The sequence below is a fragment of the Priestia sp. USM5 genome (assembly GCF_058323215.1).
Window position 1 is genome coordinate 17,463 of sequence record NZ_JBSGKN010000002.1, and the last position, 25,036, is coordinate 42,498.

The 25,036-nt window shown below is 37.0% G+C and carries 23 protein-coding genes; 8 read left to right on the top strand and 15 right to left on the bottom strand.

The annotated features are described in order from the left end of the window. Positions 1-181: 181 nt before the first annotated feature. Positions 182-1,981, top strand: a complete 1,800-nt coding sequence (locus ACWATA_RS24460; RefSeq protein ID WP_165635070.1) for a cation:proton antiporter — start codon at positions 182-184, stop codon at positions 1,979-1,981. A gap of 29 nt (positions 1,982-2,010) precedes the next feature. On the opposite strand, the gene ACWATA_RS24465 is transcribed toward ACWATA_RS24460, so the two are convergent. From ACWATA_RS24465 to ACWATA_RS24505, 9 genes are all read right to left on the bottom strand, one after another. Further along, a complete protein-coding gene (locus ACWATA_RS24465) occupies positions 2,011-3,387 on the bottom strand; it encodes an O-antigen ligase family protein (RefSeq protein ID WP_165635069.1) in 1,377 nt (458 codons plus the stop codon). A gap of 25 nt (positions 3,388-3,412) precedes the next feature. Further along, entirely contained in the window at positions 3,413-4,915 is a 1,503-nt protein-coding gene (gene murJ / locus ACWATA_RS24470; protein WP_473050249.1) for a murein biosynthesis integral membrane protein MurJ, read from the bottom strand. 30 nt (positions 4,916-4,945) lie between these two features. Further along, positions 4,946-5,278, bottom strand: a complete 333-nt coding sequence (locus tag ACWATA_RS24475; RefSeq protein ID WP_014457712.1) for an EamA family transporter — start codon at positions 5,276-5,278, stop codon at positions 4,946-4,948. Further along, positions 5,271-5,606 (bottom strand): EamA family transporter, encoded by a 336-nt coding sequence (locus ACWATA_RS24480; protein ID WP_013059873.1) that lies wholly within the window; start codon positions 5,604-5,606, stop codon positions 5,271-5,273. Before ACWATA_RS24480 ends, ACWATA_RS24475 begins: the two co-directional genes overlap by 8 nt. Continuing rightward, positions 5,606-7,324 carry a DUF6020 family protein gene (locus ACWATA_RS24485; protein ID WP_033580378.1) on the bottom strand — a complete coding sequence of 573 codons (1,719 nt, stop codon included), beginning with the start codon at positions 7,322-7,324 and terminating at the stop codon, positions 5,606-5,608. The genes ACWATA_RS24480 and ACWATA_RS24485 overlap by 1 nt, the downstream gene beginning before the upstream one ends. A gap of 2 nt (positions 7,325-7,326) precedes the next feature. Beyond that, on the bottom strand, positions 7,327-8,265 hold the full coding sequence (locus ACWATA_RS24490; protein WP_013059871.1) for a glycosyltransferase family 2 protein: 939 nt from the start codon (positions 8,263-8,265) through the stop codon (positions 7,327-7,329). After that, positions 8,262-9,362 (bottom strand): glycosyltransferase family 4 protein, encoded by a 1,101-nt coding sequence (locus ACWATA_RS24495; RefSeq protein ID WP_165635068.1) that lies wholly within the window; start codon positions 9,360-9,362, stop codon positions 8,262-8,264. Before ACWATA_RS24495 ends, ACWATA_RS24490 begins: the two co-directional genes overlap by 4 nt. 290 nt (positions 9,363-9,652) lie before the next feature. Then, positions 9,653-10,438: an endonuclease/exonuclease/phosphatase family protein gene (locus tag ACWATA_RS24500; protein ID WP_028411950.1), complete on the bottom strand. Its 786-nt coding sequence runs from the start codon at positions 10,436-10,438 to the stop codon at positions 9,653-9,655. Positions 10,439-10,442: 4 nt separating this feature from the next. After that, the gene (locus ACWATA_RS24505; RefSeq protein WP_025752447.1) at positions 10,443-12,080 is read right to left on the bottom strand and encodes a PTS transporter subunit IIBC; all 1,638 of its coding nucleotides are present in this window, start codon (positions 12,078-12,080) and stop codon (positions 10,443-10,445) included. A 275-nt stretch (positions 12,081-12,355) separates the two neighbouring features. On the opposite strand from ACWATA_RS24505, the gene pgmB reads away from it, so the two are divergent. Continuing rightward, positions 12,356-13,063, top strand: a complete 708-nt coding sequence (pgmB, locus tag ACWATA_RS24510) for a beta-phosphoglucomutase (RefSeq protein ID WP_473050250.1) — start codon at positions 12,356-12,358, stop codon at positions 13,061-13,063. 88 nt (positions 13,064-13,151) lie between these two features. Beyond that, positions 13,152-14,021 (top strand): Cof-type HAD-IIB family hydrolase, encoded by an 870-nt coding sequence (locus ACWATA_RS24515; protein ID WP_033580381.1) that lies wholly within the window; start codon positions 13,152-13,154, stop codon positions 14,019-14,021. A gap of 33 nt (positions 14,022-14,054) precedes the next feature. Here the strand turns inward: ACWATA_RS24515 and pdxK are convergent, their stop codons facing one another. Beyond that, positions 14,055-14,879: a pyridoxine/pyridoxal/pyridoxamine kinase gene (pdxK, locus tag ACWATA_RS24520; protein ID WP_034263713.1), complete on the bottom strand. Its 825-nt coding sequence runs from the start codon at positions 14,877-14,879 to the stop codon at positions 14,055-14,057. 490 nt (positions 14,880-15,369) lie between these two features. Here pdxK and ACWATA_RS24525 point away from each other — a divergent pair, with 490 nt between their 5' ends. Further along, complete coding sequence (locus ACWATA_RS24525) at positions 15,370-16,059, top strand: hypothetical protein (protein WP_367077561.1); 690 nt, start codon at positions 15,370-15,372, stop codon at positions 16,057-16,059. 62 nt (positions 16,060-16,121) lie between these two features. On the opposite strand, the gene ald is transcribed toward ACWATA_RS24525, so the two are convergent. Together ald and ACWATA_RS24535 are read right to left on the bottom strand one after the other, a co-directional pair. Then, complete coding sequence (gene ald / locus ACWATA_RS24530; RefSeq protein ID WP_013059863.1) at positions 16,122-17,255, bottom strand: alanine dehydrogenase; 1,134 nt, start codon at positions 17,253-17,255, stop codon at positions 16,122-16,124. A 247-nt stretch (positions 17,256-17,502) separates the two neighbouring features. Further along, entirely contained in the window at positions 17,503-18,738 is a 1,236-nt protein-coding gene (locus ACWATA_RS24535; protein ID WP_028411954.1) for a PucR family transcriptional regulator, read from the bottom strand. 396 nt (positions 18,739-19,134) lie between these two features. Between ACWATA_RS24535 and gnd the strand changes: the two genes are divergently transcribed. Further along, positions 19,135-20,547, top strand: coding sequence for an NADP-dependent phosphogluconate dehydrogenase (gene gnd / locus ACWATA_RS24540; RefSeq protein WP_013059861.1), 1,413 nt, complete (start codon positions 19,135-19,137; stop codon positions 20,545-20,547). A 42-nt stretch (positions 20,548-20,589) separates the two neighbouring features. Here the strand turns inward: gnd and zwf are convergent, their stop codons facing one another. Both zwf and ACWATA_RS24550 read right to left on the bottom strand, forming a co-directional pair. Then, positions 20,590-22,092: a glucose-6-phosphate dehydrogenase gene (zwf, locus tag ACWATA_RS24545; protein ID WP_013085508.1), complete on the bottom strand. Its 1,503-nt coding sequence runs from the start codon at positions 22,090-22,092 to the stop codon at positions 20,590-20,592. A gap of 305 nt (positions 22,093-22,397) precedes the next feature. Further along, on the bottom strand, positions 22,398-22,844 hold the full coding sequence (locus tag ACWATA_RS24550) for a staygreen family protein (RefSeq protein WP_013085507.1): 447 nt from the start codon (positions 22,842-22,844) through the stop codon (positions 22,398-22,400). A 177-nt stretch (positions 22,845-23,021) separates the two neighbouring features. Between ACWATA_RS24550 and ACWATA_RS24555 the strand changes: the two genes are divergently transcribed. The 3 genes from ACWATA_RS24555 (at position 23,022) to ACWATA_RS24565 (ending at position 24,504) form a co-directional block, all read left to right on the top strand. After that, positions 23,022-23,696 (top strand): uracil-DNA glycosylase, encoded by a 675-nt coding sequence (locus tag ACWATA_RS24555; RefSeq protein WP_473050251.1) that lies wholly within the window; start codon positions 23,022-23,024, stop codon positions 23,694-23,696. A 115-nt stretch (positions 23,697-23,811) separates the two neighbouring features. After that, the gene (locus tag ACWATA_RS24560) at positions 23,812-24,117 is read left to right on the top strand and encodes a YwdI family protein (protein ID WP_231503786.1); all 306 of its coding nucleotides are present in this window, start codon (positions 23,812-23,814) and stop codon (positions 24,115-24,117) included. Between the two features lie 15 nt (positions 24,118-24,132). Beyond that, entirely contained in the window at positions 24,133-24,504 is a 372-nt protein-coding gene (locus tag ACWATA_RS24565) for a DUF423 domain-containing protein (protein ID WP_034264472.1), read from the top strand. 23 nt (positions 24,505-24,527) lie between these two features. Here ACWATA_RS24565 and gerQ read toward each other — a convergent pair whose 3' ends face one another. Continuing rightward, positions 24,528-25,010 (bottom strand): spore coat protein GerQ, encoded by a 483-nt coding sequence (gene gerQ / locus ACWATA_RS24570; RefSeq protein WP_028411957.1) that lies wholly within the window; start codon positions 25,008-25,010, stop codon positions 24,528-24,530. Positions 25,011-25,036 lie beyond the last annotated feature (26 nt).

Here is a 25,036-nt window from a genome sequence, read left to right on the forward strand (position 1 = left end):
GACAAACATGAGTAAGATATGTGTCGAACGAAGGAAAATAGCTTGGATTCAAAGAGGGGAGAGGCGTTTAGCATTTTTGAAAAAGTGGTAAAACAAGGTAGTGTTTGTTTCTTCCTGTATAACATCGGTTTATTTTAGGGAAAATATATACACATTATGCGAACGAGAGAAGGAAGATACAATGGAACCTATGCTTGTACATATCACACTTGTAGTGGGACTAGGAGTTCTATCTCAGTGGCTGGCTTGGAGATTTAAGCTACCAGCAATTGTCGTGATGTCGATTATCGGACTGCTAACAGGCCCTATTTTAGGTTTAATTGATCCTAAAGCACAGTTTGCTCAGCTTTTTGATCCTTTTGTATCGATTGCTGTAGCTGTTATTTTATTTGAAGGCAGCTTGAACTTAGACATGAGAGAGGTAAGAGGAATCGAAAAGCCCGTGTTTCGCATTGTGACACTGGGAGCCATGCTAGCTTGGATGTTAGGCTCTTTAGCTGCTCATTATATAGCGGATTTATCCTGGGCGGTGGCAATTGTTATCGGAGGGCTTTTTATTGTGACGGGTCCAACCGTAATTTTACCTCTTTTACGACAAGCTAAATTAAAACCAAAACCAGCAGCGATTTTAAAATGGGAAGGTATTATTGTCGATCCATTTGGTGCACTGTTGGCCGTTTTTTCGTTTGAAATTGTTCAATTTTTAGTGCTGAGAGAAGTGAGTGGAAAAACAATTCTCTTTTTCTTCGTAGCCTCTATTATTGCCGTTTTAATAGGATGGATTCTTGGCCGCGGAATAGGATGGATGTTTCAAAAGGGGCATATTCCAGAGTATTTAAAATCTCCGGTCGTATTTATTGTCGTTATTGCCTGCTTTACAGTAGCTGATGAAATTAAGCATGAAACAGGTCTTCTAGCAGTAACAGCGATGGGGATTACCCTTGCTAATATGCATATTTCGTCTATTAGTGATATGCGACACTTTAAAGAGAATATTTCGGTTCTATTAACTTCTACTATTTTTATCATGTTAACGGCTGGACTGACGATGAAGACCATTACTGAAATTTTTCATTGGAATATTATTTTGTTTGTTTTACTTATGCTGTTTATTGTCAGACCTGTCTCCATCTTTTTATCAACGGTAGGCACAGATTTATCTATAAAAGAAAAAATACTGATTGGCTGGATTGCCCCGCGCGGAATTGTGGCGTTAACGGTCTCAAGCTACTTTGCGAAAGTACTAATTGATGAAGGATTTAAAGATGCTTCGATCTTAACAACGCTGACATTTGCTTTAGTGTTTGCTACGGTTTGTGCACACGGTTTTTCCCTTTCATGGCTAGCTAAAAAGCTGGATTTATCGATTGGCGAAGAACCTGGTATTTTGCTTGTGGGAAGCAATGATTTTACGGTTGCCTTTGCAACGAAGTTAAAACAGCTAGGCTATCCAGTATTAGTTGCTGATTCTTCGTGGGAGCGGTTAAGAGTTGCGCGCAGAGCGGAGGTAAATGTTTATCACGGAGAAGTACTAGCTGAGCAAACAGAATATCATCTAGACTTAACTCCTTATGAATATGTGATTGCTGCAACTGAGTTAGATGCATATAATGCGCTTGTTTGTACTGCTTTTCTTCAAGATATGGGGCGGAACAATGTTTTTCAATTGAGCATTCGTGACCAAGAAGATTCAAGAGAAGATGTTGATGAAATTATGCACACAGTAAGAGGACGTATGCTCTTTAAGAAAGGAATTACGTGGGAGTTTCTGCATCATAAAATGGAGCATGGATATACGATTTACAATACAAAAATCACGGATGAATATACGTACGAAACATATCTTGAGGAGAAAAGCGATGATTCTCTTTTACTAGCAGTGAGTACGCAAGGAAAGGCATTGAGTTTTTTTGCTCATGATCAAGAAATAAACGTCAATGCGGGTGACATGGTGTTAAGCCTTCAGCCATTAAAAAGATAAAAAAACAGGCCGTTAATGACCTGTTTTTTTTATGCTTGTCTTTGTTTAAAATGAATGACGAACAGATAAGCAGCAGCTGCTGCAAAATAGATAGTAACGGCTGGTGCGGTGAAGACATGCCCAGCTACAAAAGCAATTCCAAGAGCTAATACAATTGCTGTACTATACATCATAAAGCTTTCATCAAGAAGCTGTGATGGGTCTTTAAATAATCGAACCAACACGGTTAAACCAACTACTAGAAGTGGAAGAACCCATAGTAAAAATCCGATGATACCTAAAGAGAAAAACAAATCATAAAAATCCATTTCAATCATCTTTGGCGGAAGCTGTTTTGTATAGTCACCAGAAAAGCCCATACCTATCATTTTTCGTGCAATAGGTGCTTTTGCATACTCTTCCTTATGATGAGCTAAGAATTGCTCACGGCTGCTTAGAATCAGATTTTGAATATCTTTATCATCTAAATTTGATTCCTTTTGTTTTTTCTTTTTAGCCGGCTTTTCTTTTTCTTTCTTTTCCGGCTTTTCTTGCTTTGTTTTCTCTTTTTTAGCCTCTAACATATCGATGTGCGTATATGTGTTTTTATAAGCTGGAGAAATCGGAGTAGTTGCTCCGGTTACAATTAAAAGCAGAATTGAGATTACTAAGTTGGCTTTAATTAAGCTGCGTTTATTCGTAAATAATTTAGCAAATAAGACAACTGTTGCTACAACTAAAGAAAGAATAACGGCACCTAAGCCTACTTTCGTTCCAAGCATGATGGACGAAACGGCTAACAAGATAAAAGGAATCCAGTAATAAGCTTTTGAAAACGAACGTACTTTATCTAAAGCTAAAAGCAGTGTGAGAGGAAGCAAAATAGCAATGGTTGCGCCTAGCTCATTCGCTGCATAAAACCAGCCTTTAAACCCAATTTTATTATACTGATAACTCTCTAGTGCTGTACCCGTTAGCATTGTACCGATAAAAACAATACTGATGATGAGTGAAGCAGTTAATAAGTTTTTGCTCAGTATTCTTTTTACATCCACAGATGATCGATAATGTGAAAATATCACAATCATTCCAAGCAGCGTAACGTTCATATAAACAACTTTATTGAAAAATTTAATTTCTTGCCCAATATAATAAGGATCTTTCCATTGATGATTTAAGTAGATGTTGAGTCCAAGAAAGAGTGCAAAAACAATAAGGTAGATAATCGAATATCTAGCCCATTTTGATTGTTTGGCAAACACTAAAAGTAGGACACCTGCAAAAATCATATATAGAAAGCGAATAACAACCCCAATTGAGAGACCACTATCCATGTTCAAAACCATGTACGTCGTTAGCATATCAATAATCGGCTGAATTGAAATAAAACCAACGAACAGAAAAAATAACCAGTATGTGTTCTTCATATAGTACTCTCCTGTTTTACGTGAATTAACGTTTTCTTTTAACTAAAAGCATAACACCTTCTACTCTGCATAATAGCGTCGACATTAAGTATACTAAACCACCTGCAATACAGACAATACCAAATCGTAAGATAACATGTAATGAATTCAAAAATGCGATGTCCCTTAAGAAGAACATGACGATCGCAACAGGTACGGAAGCTAAAAGAATTTTTCCTGTTTCTTTCACTAGATATCCGTAATGGAAGTGATTGATTTGTTTTGCCAGCATAACGAATACGATAGCCGTATAGAAAAAGGCAACTACTGACATGGAAAGTGCTAATCCTTGGTATCCCATAAATTTAGTGAAAATCATGTTAAAGATGATATTTAACACAATGGATAATAAGCCTGCTCTCATAATAAGATAACCTTTTTGAAGAGAATAAAATCCTTTTGCAAGAACAGCTTGCAGGGAATAGAAAAATACCGAACCTAGGTAATAATAAGATACATCCGTTGTTTTTAGCGTTGATTGTGCGTCAAATGCACCGCGCTGATAAGCAATCATTACAATGTCTTTCATATAAAAGATCATAATAACAATCGTCGGAATCAGCAGCATCAGCATAAACGTAATCCCTTTTTCAATTCCTGATTTAAATCGTTCGTCATCTTTTTCAGAAATGGCTCTTGCAATCAGCGGGTAAATAATGGTTGCGACCGTAACCCCGAATATTGCCTGGGGAATACTTACAAGTCTGAAGGCGTAATTTAAGTATGAAATAACACCTTCACCAAAGGAGCCGGCAAAGAAGAAGTTGACAGTTAAATTAATTTGACCGACCATAATGGTCACACCAACAGGGATGAATACTTTATAAAAAGCCACCACTTCATCACGGTCAATTTTTTGCTTCCATAACAGCAGATGCTGCGGTTTAAAATAGACAACTTTAATTAAGAAAGAAGCAATAGTTCCTATAAAATAGCCAAGAGCAATTGCATAGCCGCCCATAATTGAATGTAATAGGATTGTACTTAAAATTGTAAATAATACAACAACCGTTTGAGAAAACACAGAGAAAGAATATTGACTTCGTGCATCAAATACACCTTCGTATACGGCATTCACTCCAACTAGTGAAAGAGATAAAAAGTACATAACGCCCGTATAAATTCCTAGTTCAATTGCTGCTTTAGAAAAATTAGAATACGAAGCGGGAAAGTAAAAGAAAGCCGCAATTGATCCGAGAACCGAAATAATGAAACAAATAAGAAAGGTTGATTTAACAATATTAGTCAAATGAACCTTTCCTTTATTTTCTTTTTCATAACGTAAATAACTAGGAATAAACGCATCCTTCATCCCCGTTAACATAAATAAAATAAAAGCATTTGGAATAATCATTGCTGCGTTGTATGAATCGACAATATAACTTGTACCGAAATAGTTAGCAATAACTAAATCACGAATCATACTAGAAAATTTCAAAAATAATGTTGATATGAGCAGTAAAATGCTCGCGAATTTTAAGTTTTTCATGCGAAACTCCTACCTTTTCAAGTTATCTCATCAACTATTAGCAATAAAGAAGCATCCGACAATTAGAAGAATACAGCCGATAACTTGTTTTGTTGTAACTTTTTCTTTAATTAAAAAGTAACCGAATGTTAATGTCCAAATGTACGTAATAGACGTGAGCGGAAATACAATAGAATAAGGTAACAGCGTTAAAACATACACATTAAGCAGAGCTGCCGCCCCGTAAAAAAGGCCGCCACCCACAAAACAAATAAGCGCTAGCTTTATCTTTTTTTCATTTAAATACGTAGAAATATACTTGAAAAAGACAGCTCCAACTGAACCTAAAAGAGTCATAATAATTAAAAGTGGGATACTATTCATCTTGGCCACCTACTAAAATTACACCTACGATAATAATAAGAGTACCGACCAGCTTCATAGGGCTAATGGTTTCATTTAATAGAAAGAAACCAAGAGCGATGCTGATGACATATCCTAGGCTTAAAAATGGATGAAGCAAGGAAACTCTTTCAAATTTAAAAGCGGCAATCATAAACACCGCTCCTAATCCATAAAGGAAAAAACCAATAATTAAATTTAAGTTAAATGAAGCTTCGGACAACTTCCAAAAAAGTTGTCCAACAGCTGTAAACAGGGAAGCCACAATAATGAGTGTGATTCCTAGCTTTTTGTTATAATTGCTCTCCATCAGGAGGTCACATCCTTTTCTTTCTGATCAAATCGGATAAAAGGAAGACCAATAAAGAAGAAAGACACAAATACGCTTGCTAATAAATATCGAAAATCTTGAGCCGGCAGTGCCGCAAGAACAGAAAGCGTGTTAAGTGCCCAAGGAATGACAATAATAAGGGACGTAATTCCTCTTCGAATCACTAGCATTAATGAAAATAATAAAATGACACAGTGATAAAAAGCTGGTTTCCATAAGAATGTAAAAACAGGGTGCTTAAAAATAGCTAAGTAAGCATTGGCAGTATGTGTAATAAACGGCTCGATTACTTTATTTTTAAGACCTAAATCATTGCCGTAATAAATGTTGGTTACGTACGTATCCGTGTAGCCATCTTTAAAAGGATTGATTTGCCATACTAAAGCTGTTTGTTTGAGAAAGCCTTCCGTTGCTAGATAAGGATTTTTGATGACAATGCTAGCATAGTTCTTAAAGTAAAGGCCTAAATCATTAAAAATAAACTCGCGGTCGTAGTATTTCCACGTGAATTTAATTGGATCGCTTTTGTATGGATTATACTTTTCTTTCCACAATTCAATAGGGAGCACTTTATTAAAATATTCGCGCTCTTCTTTTGACATCTCTCCATCATTTGAAATGATGTTTGCAATTTGTTGAGTTGGAATGGACAAAGCTTCATTTGGATCTGAAGGTTTTACATCAAGCCACGTGAACACAGGGCCTGTAACAATCTTTTGTAAAATAAAGACGACTAAGAAAATCGTGACAAGAGGTTTCCAATTTTTTCTGAATAAGACAATCATTAAAAGGAAAGTCAAAACAAATACAGGAAAACCATTATGTCTAAAGAAAGCTACTCCAAATGCGGAAAGTAAAAGTAAGAAAAAGCTCGCTTTACTTTTAACCCAAGCACCTTTTGACAGATAAATTTTTGCAATGTTAACCGTAAAAAACAGCAGAAAAGCACTGTATAAAATGTCTTTCCAAATAATAATTGAAAAGATTAAGAAGCTTGGAATAATGACAATAATAGCTGTTAAAAGTCCAATCATAACAGGATGTGCTTTGCGTTTAATGAAAAAGTCAAATGTATAGGCGTATATGCTCACTACAACAACAATTTGCGTGAACGCTACAATTCCTGGGTTATCCCATATTTTTGTCAGCAACATAATGAGCCACGTAATCATAATAGGGTGCCAATCGTTAAATTCTCCGTTATGTGCCTGTCTCCACTGTGCTAATGAATCAGGAGTCATGGCCGCTGGGAAAAAGGCGAACCAGTAATATAGACTAACAGTTAAAATAAGAATCGTAACAATTCCTAGATAACGCTTTGGGTGTGCAAATGTATAGTGAAAATCGTTTATCTGTTTGATAGCGCTGAGTACAGCGGCCGTCAGCAGCATTGCCAATAAAGTACGGCTGATGGCATACAAAACGAGTGAAAAAATAGTTGAGCTCGTCATATGTAAGTTATCTAAAAGTGAAAACTGTACGATAAACGAAAAAACAATCAGCAATAGCCATTCTAGCGGTTTAAATGAAGCATAAGCTCTATTTTTATAAATAAAAATAGAGCTTATGATGGTAAATACAAGTGCAGCAAAAAGGGAAAGATAGTGAACACCGTCTGGATTACCAATACTTAAACCGATAAGAATAATTAAAGCTGTTACTGTAAGCAGTAAAATACTTTTTTTATTCTTCATCATTGTTATTCTCCTACTTGTTCAATCTGTTCAATTTTTTTATTTAGTTCTAATTCATATTGCTTGCGATTTAATGAAGCGATTGTATCTAGAATTAATCCACAGACGAAAGATAAAACACCTAACACCATCAATCCAGTTGCTAAGATAGATGAAGGTACTTTGGTAATAAAGCCTGTATCAAAAAATTCATAAAGTACCGGAGCACCAACAGCTAATCCTGCGACAATAAACAACACTGTCCAAATGGAGAAGAACTGAAGCGGCTTGTACTCTTTAAATAACGTAAAAATCATTCGTAACACTTTAAATCCATCAGAGAACGTATTAAGTTTCGATTCGCTGCCTTCAGGTCGATCGCGATAATCGATCGCGATTTCTTTTAGGCGGAATCGTTTATCTAACGCGTGAAGACTCATTTCTGTTTCAATCTCAAATCCTGGGCTCATCACAGGAATTGATTTTACAAATAATTTATCGTACGCACGATAACCTGTCATGATATCTTTAATGTTACTTTTGTACAGGCCGTTAATTAAAGAACGTACTAAGTTGTTACCAAAATTATGGAAAGCACGTTTGTTTTCTTCGAGATACGTTCCGTTTGATAAACGATCTCCAATGACCATGTTAGCTTCTCGATTTCTAATAGGCTCAATTAATTGATGAACAAATTCTGCAGGATACGTATCATCCCCATCTACCATGACATAACAATCTGCATCAATTTCTTGAAACATTGAACGTACAACGTTTCCTTTTCCTTGCTTAAATTCTTTTTTGACGATTGCGCCGTGTTCAAGTGCAATTTCACTTGTACGATCTTTTGAATTGTTGTCGTATACATAAATATCTGCACTAGGCAGTTCGCGTTTGAAATCGTCAATTACTTTTCCAATTGTTACTTCCTCGTTATAACAAGGAATTAAAACTGCGACTTTCATTTTTCCACCTCATCAAAAAAAATTGTTGGGAGTTGTTCAGCAATTACATCTACTGTGTAGCGGTTTGCTGTTTGTAACGCCTGTTGAGACATTTGCTGTTTCACATCTTCAGGAAGATTAATAAAAGCCTGTAGCTGTGAAGCTAGTTCATCTACATTTTTAGGCTCAAAGAATAGACCATTCTTTCCGTCTATAACGTAATCTTTTAGACCACCAATCTGACTCCCAATCACGGGTGCTCCGCAAGCCATAGCTTCGAGGCCGACTAAGCCCAAACTTTCTCCTTTTCTTACGGTCGGAAACACGAATGCTTCAATCGCATTATATACGTAAGCAAGAGACGACTGAGGAAGCAGAGGAAAATGGATGACTTTTCCCTCTAGGCCCAGAGTCTTGATCATTTCCTTAAATGCAGCTTCGTCTTTTCCGCTTCCAACGTATAAGTATTTGTAAGAAGTGGGCGTTTGTTGTTCAGCTTTTGCAATTGCTTGAAGGTAGTATTCCCATCCTTTACCCACATCAATGCGGCTTACACATCCAATATAACGGATAGTAGGGTCCAAGTTTAGTTCTTGATAAGCTTTGCTTTTATCTGCATAAGGATGAAACAGATCTTTATTCACTCCTCCGCTTGGAAAAATATAGATTGGATTATGAACCTTATATTTCTCTTCAACGAGCCCTTTATAGTAGGGAGAAGGAGTAATAATTTTAGTGGAATGGTGCAATAAGTCATTTACTCTAGGCTGATATTTTTCCTGTGAAGCTACTTCAGGTACAACATCTGAACCATGCACGTTTGTCACAATCTTCACATTCTTCTTTAGCTTTTTGAGAATCAGCAGCGGAAGAGCATTATGAGATGCATAATGTACGTAAAGATAGTCGTAGTTTTTTGTTAAGCCCGTAACAATGACATTAGCATAATGAGAAGCATAGCTAAAAAGCTTGCTTAATTTGCTTGTCTTTTTTTGCATGACAATTTTATCAACTTGAATACCATGTTGAACTAAAATTTTTTCAGTGTTTTGAACAAATACACCATAGCTCGGGAATTGTTCAGAAGGATACATATTTGAAATCAACAAAATTTTCATGATTGTTTCACACCTATTTTTCTTTATTAGTTTATGATAATGACAACGGGTGTTCATTTAAATAGAGCTTACATGTATCATCTTACTATTAAGTTGAGCGATTTCATTGATAAACATGCAAAAATGGGTTGCATATCGTCAACATCACAATATTATAGCACACCTACTTTTTAAAATGCGAAAGTTTATCGGACACTTCTAAAACGATAGATAAAGCAGTAAAGAAGATGATTTTTACATAATCATAATCACAAGAAAAAAGCGAACGCTATTCGTTCGCTTTATGTCACTTATTTCACTTCAACGCTTACCCCAAAATGGTCAGAAACAACGGGATAATGTATGCCGTTAAAAACTACAGTCGATGATTGAATATCCTGCGCATGACTCGATAGAATGAGATCAAGGCGCAGCGCCCGTTCATTATCATCCCATCCAGCAATGTTCCCTTGAACTGTAATACCGCTATCTTTTTTGTTCGATAGAGTATACGTATCATAGAGGCCTTGGCTCAACAGGTAGTCATAACCTTCATGTCGTCTATGAGCGTCATTATTAAAGTCTCCAAGTAAGAAAAATGGGTTATCTTTGTGTACATGAGCTAGCAGCGTATCAACTTGCTGCTTGAATGGCTCTTCCTCATCATCCCACCAGCCAAGATGACAAGAATAAAAAGTAAGGAGTTCTTTTTCATATTCGATTGTTGCTCCAACAATTCTTCTCGTTTTCCAATAGTCAATATTTGACGTTTGTGAAACAAAAAATGAATGCTCTTCAATAATCGGGTGTTTCGTTAAAATGGCAATTCCTTCTTCATACACTTCATAGCCTATATGAGATAAATCCCATACCAATTGATAGTCTTCACCTTGCTTACCCAGTTCTTTTGCTAAAAGCCAAGCGTAATTATCGCTGCGAATGTAGTCATATACATAAGGCGCGTCTATTTTTTGGCTTACTTCCTGTAAAGCAATGACATCATATTTTTCTTTTTTAATTACTTCAGCTAGACAAGATAACTTGTCTAGCTGATTTTCCTCTTGCCAAGAGTGGCAATTTAACGTTAATAGCTTCATTATGTTAAGCTCCTAACAAATCTTGAATGTCGGATTTCAAAACATCCGCTTTAGGTCCATAAATAGCTTGTACCCCTTTATCTTTCAAGATTAAACCAAGGGCTCCGTTTTGTTTCCATTCACTTTCTCCTGCAACGGCATGTATATCTTTTACCGTTACACGTAAGCGAGTCATACAAGCATCCACGTCTTCAATATTGTTTTCTCCGCCAAGCAGTCCAATAATGACTGGGGCAAGCGAATCATTTTTCACCTGCTTGCTGCTTGTTGCAGTTGTTTCTTCATCGATATAGTTTCCGTTACGTCCCGGCGTTGGGAAGTTAAAACGTTTAATTAAGAAGTTTGCCACTCCAAAATTTAAGCCAAAAAATACAAGGCAGGCGATGACAAAGTTCATTAAGTCAGCCCATAGTCCGGCTTTGATAATCATTGGTGTACGTGTTAATAGTTCAATTACGCCAAATGAGTGTACGCGAACATGAACAATATCAACAATGGCAAAAGCCAGTCCTGTCATAATGGCGTATACGACGTATAGAAGAGGCGCCGCGAACATGAACATAAATTCAATCGGCTCTGTTACGCCTGTTAAGAAAACAGCTAGTCCAGCTGAAAAGAACATTGAACGATATTTCGAACGTTTGTCAGGATCTACGTTGCGATACATTGCTAAAGCAATTCCAATTAATGACGCACAAGATAAAATCATCTGTCCTACTTTAAATCGTGCAGGTGTAACGTCATGTAAGAGCTGCTTGTAGCTGTCCATATCTCCTGCAGCACGGAAGTTATTTAAGTCTGCAATCCAAGCAAGCCACAAAGGATCTTGACCGGCAACAGTGGAACCTGCTCCAGAACCCGTTAAAATTTTGTACGTACCGCCTAGCTCCGTATAGTTCATAGGAACTGTCAGCATATGATGAAGACCAAACGGAAGAAGGAGACGCTCTAATGCTCCGAAAATAAATGGTGCCAGAATAGGAGCTGTATCTCTAGATGTTGCAATCCACTGTCCGAAGCTGTTTAGCGAACCTTGGATGAACGGCCACACAATGGATAAAAGCAGTGCCGTTACAACTGAACCACCGATGACTACAAACGGTACGAAGCGCTTGCCGTTAAAAAACGAAAGGGCTTCAGGCAATTTATCATAATTGTAATATTTGTTGAATAAATTTGCGCCTAAGAAACCAGCGATAATTCCTACGAATACTCCCATGTTAAGAGCGGGAGATCCTAAAATAGATGTGAAGTAGTCTTTTACAACTAATTCTTGTCCAAACAGTGATTGAACCGTTGCTTTTGAATCTGAGAGCATTTCTGCTTTAACTCCAAAAATGGCTCCTGTAATTCGATTAATAAGAATGAATGCAATGAGTGCAGCAAATGCACCGCCAGCACGTTCCTTTGCCCAAGATCCCCCGATGGCAACAGCGAACAAGATGTGAAGATTTGTAATGATACCCCATCCTATATCTTCCATCACTCGTGCAATTGTTTGTACAGCAGTGATGTCTCCCCCAGTCATTGCAACTAGTTTTCCAAGTGAAATCATAATACCAGCTGCGGGCATAACCGCTACTACTACTAATAAAGCCTTACCAAACTTCTGCCAAAAATCAAATGAAAAGAACTTCTTCATAGTTTTTCCCCTTCCCCTATGTATGGGTTTTCATTTTATTTTTTGATAAACTATATTTTTAAGACAGTGCAACCGTTTGCATAAACCTATTGTAATAAAAGGGCTTTCATAATGCAATACTGTAATTTCTCTTTTTTTGAAAAATTTATTCATAAATTATAAATGATGAAAAAATTTTTATGATAAAGTGAACAATATCAACGGTATTTTAACATGGTGGGATGTAATAAAAGCATTTAAGTAATGGCATAAAGATAGGTACAGAGGAGGATAATATGAAAAAAGAAGAGCTACAAGCGATTATTTTTGATTTAGACGGTGTTATTGCAGATACAATACATTTATATTATAGAGCAAATAAAAAAGTAGCAGATCAACTTAACGTTTCGTTTTCTGAAGAACTAAATCAACAGCTGCAGGGAATCAGCCGGATGAGAACTGTAGAGCTCATTGCTGCGCAAGGCAATGTACACCTGACAGTGGAACAAAAAGAAAAGCTTGCTTATGAAAAGAATAAGCATTATCAGGCTTTAATAAGAGAAATGACAGAAGATCATTTACTTCCAGGCATTAAAATGTTGTTAGAAGATTGTAAAAAACAAGGCATTAAAATGGGAATTGCTTCTTCTAGTTCGAATGCAAATACTGTAATAGATGCGCTAGGAATACGCTCTTTTTTTGATTGTATTGTGGATGTGAGGAAAATCAAGAAGGGAAAACCAGATCCAGAAATATTTTTGACAGCTGCCGATCAATTAAAAGTAAAACCCGATGCATGTGTGGCAATAGAAGATGGAGAGGCAGGTATAAAAGCTATTAATCAAACAGATATGGTTTCTATCGGCGTTGGTAAGCATCTGAGGGAAGAGGATGTGAATTTTCGCGTATATTCAACAGCTGATTTGCATGTAAAGACGATCAAAGAGGTTTTCGAAAAAGCAAGAAAAGGAACAGATTATAACAGCGCGTATACAAAAAATTAGTAAATCTTTTACATGCAAGTAGCAAAGCGCTAAAAAACATATGCTAGAATAAAATAAGAGAGCAAAGATACATAGGAAGGGGTACATCATGATTAAATGTATTGCGATCGATATGGATGGAACGCTAGTAAATAGTGAACAAGTTGTAAGTAAAGAAAATGCCCAAGCGATTAAGACAGCTCAAAAGGCAGGGGTGGAAGTTGTTGTTGCTACGGGACGTTCTTATGAAGAAGCGCGTTATGTTTTAGAAGAAGCAGGACTTCATACATATTTAATTTGTGCAAACGGAGCAGAGCTTCGCAATCCACAAGGGGAAAAACAATATTCAGTAGGCATGACGATGGAAGCTATTCGTGAAGTAGAAGATATTTTTAAGAAGTTTCAGCTGTACTTTGAAGTCTATACAAGTGAAGGTACGTATTCAAATGACTATGAAAAAGCTTTGTCCGTATTAATGGATATTTATTTAAGTGCTAGCTTAAAAGATAATTATGAAAAATCGTTAGAAGCGGCAAAAGAGCGTTTCAATAGCGGCAGAGTAAAGCTTATTGAAGAGTATGAAGCGCTGTTTCAAGATCCAAACAAGGACATTTATAAGCTGCTTGCTTTCTCTTTTGATGAAGAAAAGTTAGAACAGGCAAAAGTAGAACTTGTGAAGTTAGATTCTATTGCAGTCAGTGCATCTGGTAAAGAAAATATTGAAATAAATGATGAAAATGCTCAAAAAGGAATTGCGGTTACATCATTTGTTCAAGAACGCCATATTTCTTTAGAAGAAACGATGGCTATTGGAGACAATTATAACGACGTATCGATGTTTCAGCGAGTTGGACGTGCCGTAGCGATGGGAAATGCCCCTCAAGAAATTAAAGAGTTTGCCCATATCGTAACAGGAACAAATGACGAGCACGGCGTAGCTCAAGCTATCTTAAATGCGCTTGAAACAGTCAAACAATAAGCAAAATAGAAAAGCATGCCTTTAGGCATGCTTTTAGTTTGTTACTTTTTCTTTTTTACGACGGTATGCACCGTGATTTGTTGGTCCGACATATTGATTTAAAGCAAATGAATGGCGAATTGCTTCTGTAATAAACTCTTTTGCTGTATAAATAGCTTGTTTGACGTCACTGCCTTTTGCCAATTCAGCAGCAATCGCAGCTGAGTATGTGCATCCAGCACCATGTGTAAATGTCGTTTCAATACGTTCAGACTCTAAGATCTCAAATGTCTTTCCATCATAAAGCAAATCGATTGCTTTTTCGTGTGCTAATTTACTTCCACCTTTAATCAATACATATTTGGCACCAAGTTCAGAAATTTTCACGGCTGCTTCTTTCATTTGATCAACCGTTTTGATAGGGCCAAGTCCGCTTAATTGACTAGCTTCAAATAAGTTAGGCGTTACGACTGTTGCTTTTGGAACTAGTACATCACGCAAGCTGACAGTTGTTTCCGGATGAAGCGCTTCGTCTTCTCCTTTACATACCATCACAGGATCTACTACAACATTTTTTAAATCGTATTCTTCAATTGTTTTTGCCGCTAGTTCAATAATTTCCACTGAGCCAAGCATACCCGTTTTTAGAGCTTGTACCCCTACGCCTTTTACAATTGTTTTCAGCTGCTGTTCAACAGTGGAAGCTTGTTGTGGAAATACGTTATGAGACCAGCTGTTATCGGGATCCATTGTTACAATTGTTGTTAAAGCTGTCATTCCGTAAACACCAAGTTCTTGGAATGTTTTTAAATCCGCTTGAATGCCAGCTCCGCCGCTGCTATCAGAACCAGCAATGGTTAATGCTTTATTCATTGTCATAAAAAATCCTCCCGTATTTTAAGTTCATAGAGAAAATAGAGTAAAATTTCTACCGGGCGGCTTTTAGTTGCCCAATGTGTTTTAGATAAATTTCTTCCATTCACTTTTTCTTCTATTTTATCGCTTTTAATGTAGATATTCAATTTCTAAAAACTGTATGAATCCTACGTGTAATTAAGAATTATCATGACTGACTGTGAAGCATGAGTTAAATGAACGTTAGCGAATGAGATATAAGGTGGTTTGAACATTTACTTTACATAAACTTAAGAGTAACCACCTTCACAAGTAATCGCATGCTAAAAAACCTCTTATTAAAAGGCTTTTTACCTTATTGTACAAGCACTCTTTTTCTTAATGAATAAAATGAATAGAAACTTAAGAAAGGGTGATTCACATAAAAAAACATTATAATCATGACAGTTATAAAGATGCCCCGGATTCTTCTAATCAATCACAACTTCAAAAGAGAAATCACAAAGACTGTTATATGAAATCGAATTTAATGAGCGATAACTTCAAAACTGTTAAGACAGGTACTTTAAATGTTTGTATAATCGTATTACCAGGAGCTAAAGTTGATCGAAACTCTAAAGATAATCCGTCTACAGTTCCCAACCGTGTAAAAAGAGACATAGCGGCTGCTAATAGGATATGGAAACAATATGAGAAAAACCAATTAATCCAGGGGGTTACATTTACTATTACACGTTCATTTGTTTTTTTTGAAAACATCAGTGGCATTGTAAGTAATGCGGAAAATTTTCCAATTAGAGGAGCTAGTCATCTTACAATGGTACAAGCAATGCTTGAAACTGGCCGAAAAGTTTGTCAAGACGCTGATGTATACGTATTTTATATGAATGGAAATAGATTTGGGCCTGTTAATTTTGACTATTCATCGACTCTTGCTGTAACTTATAACTCTTTTCCACTTGTGATTATGACAAATGCAAGTACAGATGAGTATCTTCTTGCACATGAATTAGGTCACTTTATGTTTATTACGAATCGGTTTAACGAGACAGATGATCCTGAACCATTTCATGAATTAGATGGTAATCATAATAGAACGCCTAGCAACCTTATGTTTCCTACTCCTGAATTCTGGCCAATGGTACCGGAGATTACCGGTGAACAGATACACAAAGCTTTAAATAGTCGTGTTTTTTACAGCTAATTGCTGTTTATTCAAAATAAAAACGCCCTTAACAGAGGGTTAAGGACGTTTTTTACTATCTATTAAATAGAAGCTAATTCTTTTTCAAGAGCTACGTCTACTGATACATAATCATAACCTAAATCATGTGCAACTGCTTCGTACGTAATAGCTCCGTTTGCAACGTTCACTCCTAATTTTAACGCTTCGTTTTGAGCGATTGCTTTGTGAACACCTTTAGAAGCAATTTGAAGTGCGTAAGGTACCGTTACATTTGTTAAAGCAATCGTTGATGTGCGTGGAACTGCTCCTGGCATGTTCGCAACTGCATAGTGTACAACACCGTGCTTTTCATAAGTAGGCTGATCGTGTGTTGTAATGTGGTCAATTGTTTCAACGATACCACCTTGGTCGATTGCTACGTCAACAATAACAGAACCTGGCTTCATGGTTTTCACCATTTCTTCTGTTACGAGTTTTGGAGCTTTTGCACCTGGGATTAATACTGCACCAATCACTAAATCTGACTCTGCTACTGCATCCGCAATGTTATAAGGATTTGACACTAGCGTATTGATTTGGTTGCCAAAGATATCGTCTAATTGACGTAGGCGTTCAGGACTTAAATCAATAATTGTTACATCAGCACCGAGGCCGATTGCGATTTTTGCAGCATTTGTACCAACACCGCCGCCTCCAATAATCGTTACTTTTCCGCGGCTAACTCCAGGAACACCCGCTAATAAAATTCCTTTTCCGCCGTTTGATTTTTGAAGGAATTGTGCACCAATTTGAGCAGCCATACGTCCTGCTACTTCGCTCATAGGTGTTAATAGAGGCAATGTACGATTGACTGCCACTGTTTCATAAGCAATAGCCGTTACACCGCTATCTTTTAATGCTTTTGCCAGTGCTGGTTCAGCTGCTAAGTGAAGGTAAGTGAATAAGATAAGACCTGGTCTAAAATAGCCGTATTCACTTGCTAATGGTTCTTTTACTTTCATGACCATTTCAGCTTGTGCCCACACGTCAGCTGCTGTCTCAACAATTTCAGCTCCGGCTTTTACATAATCTTCGTTTGTGAAGTTACTTCCAATACCCGCTTCATTTTCAATTAATACACGATGACCTGTACCAACAAATGATGCTACGCCTGCTGGTGTAATCGCTACTCGGTTTTCGTTGTTTTTGATTTCTTTTGGTACGCCAATAATCATGATTAATTTCCCCCTTGGTCGTTTGTGTATCTTTAGTATAAAGAAAGTTTTGTGAAATTTCTTTGTCTAGAAAGAAGAATTGAAGAAGCGGTTTTTGTTTAAACACACAAATGTAACCGCTTACTTATCAGAATTTTTAATTTTTATGTCAGGTTATCTAACATTGTTAAGGGAAGAAAACATAAAAAAGAGCTATTTATTTATCGGAAAATAAATAGCTTTCTGTTAAAAAATATAACATTATCTGTTATTTTTTATATTTCATTAACTTAATATCAATATAAAGAGTCATTTTTTGATTAACATCCTTTAAGTTGATATCACCAATCTCTGAAATTCGCTTTAATCGATAGCTAAGTGTATTCATATGCACATTTAATTCTTTGGCTGCTTCATTAATATTGTTATCATTATTTAAAAATACTTCAAGAGTCTCCACCAAGTTACTGTTATGACGAAGGTCATAATCAGTTAGCTTCTTTAAAGAATGGTTTTCAAATTGATCTTGAACGCGCTTGTCTAAAATAACATCTAGAAATTGATAAATACCTAATTCTTGATAGTTAATAATCTCTTTTGTTTCTTCTGGAAACTTACTTTTCATATCTAATACGTTCAAAGCTTCTTTATAGCTTTTTTCGATATGATCGTGCGATGAATAAATACTGCTGCAGCTGGCTTTAATTTGAGTAACATCAAAGCGTTCATGCATGTTTCCTCTAAAATAGTCTACAAAATCTCGCTGTTCATCAAGAGGATTTTCAACCGCATCCAAAGAAAGCAGTAAGATTAAATCATTGCAATCAATCGTATAAAGAACGATTTTTAAGCGGTGCATTGTTTTCAACATATACGAAATTTGGCGTTCAGCTTCAGGCGTAATATCTTCTTGGAAGCGGAAGATAGCAATGGAAAATGCTGATGGAGCCGTAATTTGAGCTTCATAAAACGCTTCTGAAATTTCTTGGCGAGACTTAATGTGGCCAGTTAATAATTTCCAGAAAAATTCCTGTGAGCGTTCCTCTCGTTTGTATTTTCGAATTTGAAGCTGCAGCAATTTGTTTTTTAATACATTCGCAGCTTTTTTTAATAGCTCCACTTCTTCATCGCCTAAGGCTTTCTCAATTTCCACAGCCCAAATGAATCCTAGAACTTCTTCATTTTTCCAGATAGAAATGGCTATACGATCTCCAAGCCCGATTTCATTTATATTTTTCACACGCACAGGTTCATTTGTCTCAAGGAGTTTCGGAATAATGCCTTCTTTCCATAAGTTGTTAATGACTTTTTCCGGAACTCTTCTTCCAATAATCGTAGCAATACGCGCTTGGTCCGTTCTTTCATCATGGGTGCTGTAAGCTAGTAAGCGATGATTAGCATCTTCAATCGTAATAGGGCAGTTCAATACCTCGCTAATGCGATCAGCAAATTCTTCAAGCGTATCAAAATTTTCTTTGAACGGATCTTTGATTGGTTTTGTCATATATAAAATCCCTCTTCGTAAAACAAAATAAGTACTAGTGCAGCTTTTTTAGCTGCAGTAAATATAGTAAAACGGTAACAACCGTGTTGATCATCAATTCATTGAAATGATTAACTGCTTAATATTTTAACAAAAGTAATTGTTTAAGAAAATGTTAAAATGCGTCTAAAGGTAGTTAAGAATGTACGGATGATTAGTAACTGCGTTCATTTCACTTATTTTATCGAAATTTTCTTCAAAATAATCAATGTTCGGTGAGCATGATTCTTTTCAAATGTGTATAATAAAACGTATGATTATGGTTATATCAAACTTGAATCTGTAACTTTCTTTATGATATGTTCAGTTACGATTAGGTTGACCAATTCATATTACACATGAAGGGAAGAATTTAACATGGCAAAACAACAAATCGGTGTTATCGGTTTAGCGGTTATGGGGAAAAACTTGGCGCTAAACATTGAGAGCAGAGGCTATTCTGTTTCAGTTTATAACCGCTCTCCTGAAAAGACAGAAGAGTTCCTAAAAACAGAAGCAGAAGGTAAAAATTTTGCAGGTACATACAGTGTGGAAGAGTTTATTAATTCTCTTGAAAAACCGCGTAAAATTTTATTAATGGTTAAAGCTGGTGCTGCTACAGATGCAACAATTGATTCGTTAAAACCATACTTAGAAAAAGGCGACATTTTAATCGATGGCGGAAATACATTCTTCCAGGATACAATTCGTCGTAACAAAGAGCTAGAAGAATTAGGTATCCATTTCATCGGTACAGGCGTATCCGGCGGAGAAGAAGGCGCATTAAAAGGACCTTCAATCATGCCTGGCGGACAAAAAGAAGCATATGAACTTGTAAAACCAATCTTAACAGCTATTTCAGCGAAAGTTGAAGGCGATGATTGCTGCACATACATTGGACCAAATGGTGCAGGTCACTACGTAAAAATGGTTCATAACGGCATCGAGTATGGCGATATGCAGTTAATTTGTGAAGCATACTTCATCATGAAAAACGTATTAGGCTTAGAAACAGATGAATTACATGAAGTATTTGCTGAATGGAATAAAGGCGAGCTAGATAGCTACTTAATTGAAATCACAGCTGATATCTTTACGAAAAAAGATGAAGAAACAGGTAAAGCACTTGTAGACGTTATTTTAGATACTGCAGGTCAAAAAGGTACAGGTAAATGGACAAGCCAAAGTGCGCTTGATTTAGGTGTACCACTACCAATCATTACGGAATCTGTATTTGCACGCTTTATTTCAGCTATGAAAGAAGAACGTGTAAAAGCAAGCAAAGTATTGAGCGGTCCAAATGCAGCTGCATTTGAAGGCGATAAAACCGAATTAGTAGAAGCAATTCGTAAAGCATTGTACATGAGTAAAATTTGTTCATATGCGCAAGGGTTTGCTCAAATGAAAGCAGCTTCTGAAGAATATGACTGGAATTTACAGTACGGTGATATTGCGATGATCTTCCGCGGTGGTTGTATCATCCGTGCACAATTCTTACAAAAAATTAAAGAAGCTTACGATCGCGATGCAGATCTAACAAACTTATTGTTAGACCCATACTTCAAGGATATCGTAGAAGGCTATCAGTCGGCTCTTCGTGAAGTTATTTCAATTGCGGTTAAACAAGGTATTCCTGTACCAAGTTTCTCAAGTGCATTAGCTTACTATGACAGCTACCGTACAGAAACGCTACCAGCGAACCTTTTACAAGCGCAACGTGACTACTTCGGAGCTCACACATATCAACGTGTTGATAAAGAGGGCGTATTCCATACTGAGTGGTTAAAATAAAAAACAAGAAAAGCAGCTGTATACTACAGCTGCTTTTTTTATTTACTCTTTAGGTGAGAAGTTGTCTTCTCCGACTGGCCACCAGTGGAAACCGTCTTCAGCAAGCAATGCGTCTGATTCTTTTGGTCCCATTGAACCTGATTCGTAGTTCGGGAAGTTTTGTGCTTTTGTGCTTTCCCATGCTTCTGAGATAGTATCAACAAATTTCCAAGAAAGGGCTACTTCATCCCAGTGAGTAAAGTTCGTTGCATCTCCAAGCATGCAATCATAAATAAGGCGTTCATAAGCTTCCGGTGTATTCATTTTATCTCCACAGTTATTGCAATAGTTCAAGTTAATCGGTGTGGATGATGTGGCACCTGGCGTTTTACGCGCGTTCAAGTGAAGCGTAATGCCTTCTTCCGGTTGGATATGAATGACAAGCAAGTTTGGATGAATTTCTTTATCTTTATTGAAGTACAGGTTCATTGGTAAGTCTTTGAACTGTACAACAATTGTCGTTGCTTTTTCTTTCATGCGTTTACCTGTACGGATATAAATCGGTACGCCAGCCCATCTGAAGTTATCAATCATAAGCTTACCAGATACAAATGTAGCGGTATTAGACTCAGGATCAACCGAGTTTCCTTCGCGATAGCCGATAACTTCTTCTCCTTCAAGTACACCTTTGCCGTATTGACCTCGTACAAAATAATCATCTACTTCATCCACTGATAAAGAGCGAAGAGCACGCAATACTTTTACTTTTTCACTGCGAATTTCTTCCGGTGTTAATTTAATCGGCGGTTCCATTGCAAGTAGGGCCACCATTTGAAGCATATGGTTTTGTACCATATCTCGAAGGGCACCTGAAGATTCATAGTAACGGCCACGGTCTTCTACACCAAGCGTCTCACTAGACGTAATTTGGATGTTTGAAATGTATTGGTTGTTCCACATCGGTTCAAATAGAGCATTTGCAAAACGGATAACTTCGATATTTTGCACCATTTCTTTACCGAGATAGTGGTCGATACGATAAATTTGATCTTCCTTAAATGCATGGCGAATTTGTTCATTTAATTCTTTAGCAGAAGGATAATCATGGCCAAACGGCTTTTCAATGACTAGGCGGCTCCAGCCTTCTGTTTGTGTTAAACCTTCATTTTTTAAATTCGAAGCAATCGTTCCGAAAAATTCAGGTGCCATTGCTAGATAGAAAATACGATTTCCAGGCACGTTGTATTGCTCATCAAGGCTTTCTGTTAGGCTTTTTAATTCTTGATAAGAAGCGACATCTGTTACGTCAAACGGTTGGTAATAAAAATGTGAAGCAAACTTTTCAATGTCAGCGTCACTGTTTTTGAAACTGCTCACTGATTTTTTTACATTTTCGCGTAATTCGTCATTAGTCCAAGGTCTTCTTGCGACACCAACAACAGCGAAATCTTCCGATAGTTTGTTCGCTTTATATAAGCGGAAAATAGAGGGGAATAACTTACGTTTTGCTAAATCACCTGTAGCGCCAAAAATTACGATAATGGATTTTGGTTGTACATTTGTCATTACTTCTAGGACCTCACTTTGTCGTAGTTACGTTCAATTTTTTTCCGCTTTAACAGACAACACTTAAATGAAATCTGGGGATTCATTGCCCGTTAAACTCGGCCTTTATAAACAAACGAATGATTGCTTGTTTACCTTTTCCTTTATGTATAGAACTACTAATAAATTGTAACGATTTTAAAGGGTTAACGCAAATAGATTAAAACAATTTGTAGTTATTATTCCATGTTTTTAACAAGTTTAAAAGTATTTTGTTTCGAATACGGAGAAAAAGCTACCGTTATTTTAACAGTAGCTTTTCTCATTTATTTATATTGATACAGGGAACCGATAGATTTTTTTGTTGAAAATGGCAGCTCAGGGCTATCGGCAATGATAAAAATAGGACAGTGCATTAAAAGTGGATGTTTTTCGAAAAAGGAAGCATCAGCGTGATAGATAGACGATAGAATAACAGGGAGCTGTTCTAAAAAGTGAAGGTAGCGTGTAATGGTTTCATCTGTTGATGTATGCGCACCGATGTAATAATACACAGTAAGGGAATAAAAACCTTTATCGAAGACGAAGGATGCTAAATATTCGTTCCGCTCTTTTTGCATATGATCGTAGGCAAATTCAATGCCAATTTGAATGGAAGGAACAGAAGTGTGTTGACCTGGGAAAACGGTGTATTTTCTTGGTATCATTGGTTCAACGGGTGTAACACCCAGGCTGTAGGTTACGTCTATTTGGTGGGGATTGCTGATGATCATATGGAATCCCTCCTTTAATATAAAAATACACTCTTTATAAGTGTATACAAAGTTTCATTGAACATGACAATATTAAAATATGCCCAGGCTCTCAGCGTATTTAAAGCAGGCAACGTTTGAGCAGGCGGCAGAGTTTACGATAAAATAACAAAAAAGATTATTATGAGGTGATAAGCAATGAGTATTTTAAAAAATGACTGGGCTCCTTTATTAGAAAAAGAATTTCAAAAAGACTATTACATACAGCTTCGAGAATTTTTAGTGGATGAATATAATCACCACACCATTTATCCTGATAAATATGATATTTTTAACGCTTTGCACTATACGGATTATAAAAATGTAAAAGTTGTCATATTGGGACAAGATCCTTATCATGGACCAAATCAAGCGCATGGACTGAGCTTCTCTGTTCAACCAGGAGTCAAAACACCGCCTTCTTTAGTGAATATTTACAAAGAGCTGAAAAATGAAATGGACTATCACATTCCGAATAACGGTTATTTAGTCAAATGGGCAGAACAAGGTGTTCTTTTGCTTAACACTGTTTTGACGGTTAGAAGAGGGGAAGCGAATTCTCACAAAGGAAAAGGATGGGAACAGCTGACGGACCGCATTATTGAATTAGTGGCACAAAAAGAGGAGCCGGTCGTGTTTTTGCTGTGGGGCAAACATGCACAAGCTAAAAAAGAGCTCATTCATCATTCACACCATTTAATTTTGGAAAGCCCGCATCCTAGCCCATTTTCAGCTAATCGAGGCTTTTTTGGCAATAATCATTTTCAACGAGCAAATGAGTTTTTGCTCCAACACGGACGTCAATCCATCGATTGGCAAATTGATGATGTGTAAAAGTGAGCATTTCATGAAGATTAGCTTCAGACATAGCCTCCTATTTCATCTTTTGATAAAATAGCTGTATAAAGTCATATTGAATGTAAGATGAGGTGTCTACATGGATATAAAAATGGCGCAGCTCCTTGATAAAATTAGTGCAGAAGTACAAAAAGCGAAGCACCATTCGAATAGTGGGAACGTTCGAGATCAATTGGTTGCTATCAAAGCACTGTGTGAGCTTGCATTAGATCAAAATGAAGAGGTTTCAGCATCGAAACCTGTCTCGGTTTCAAAACCTGTTGTCATGTCTTCACCGGAAATTATGCAATCGCCTGAGATTATGCAGCAACAGATTATTCAGTCATCCAAACCTAATTTTGAAGGAACGAAATTGAAATCAGATGATGCAAACGGCGATAGTTTGTTTGATTTCTAAAGTGAGGAGAAAAACATGAAACTATTTTTAATAATCGGTGCAATCAATGCGATGTTAGCGGTTGCTCTTGGTGCCTTTGGAGCACACGGGTTAGAAGGGAAAATCTCAGAGAAGTATTTAGAGGTATGGAAAACAGGAGTGCAGTACCAAATGTTCCATGCAATAGGACTGTTTGTCATTGCGTTTTTATTAAGCAAATTTCCTCAGTCTTCTTTGTTAACAGCTTCGGGCTGGATTATGTTTGCAGGGATTGTGCTGTTTTCAGGCAGTCTCTATGTATTAAGTACGTCCGGTATTAAAGTTCTTGGCGCGATTACTCCCCTAGGTGGAGTTGCTTTTATTGTAGCCTGGATTTTAATTGTTGTTGCAGCTGTAAAATGGCTATAAAAAAACCCCTGAAAAGGGGTTTTTTAACGCGGAGAATAATTGCTCAACTGCTGGCCTCCACCGCCAAATGGATAATTGTATTTAATTTCTTCATCGAAGGTAATGTAATCAAGATAAACCATAAGCAGTACATAGCGCGTTCCAGTCTGTGGATCACTTAAAATGATATGATCGCGTCCGGCCGCTTCAATAATACCTCTAAAGACCTTCGCGTTCCACTGCGTATTATTTTCAAACGTCATATATACAGTCGCTATTTTTCCTCGATTTAAACGTAAAATATTTTCAATATATGATTCTTCAATAGGCAGTTGATTTGGGTCTTGCGGGGCACCACTGCCTCCAGAAGAGGTAGGGGGTGGCCCTCCTTGGCTTTGCCCTTGAACCTGCGGCTGGCCGCCTGGCTGGGGCTGCTGCGGCTGAGGCATATAATAAGGGTAGTTTGGACTCATATACGGATTTTGCATATATTGCTGTTGCGGTTGATTAGACTTTGGTTTTTTCATAGGAACCTCCTTCAAACAAAAAGAAA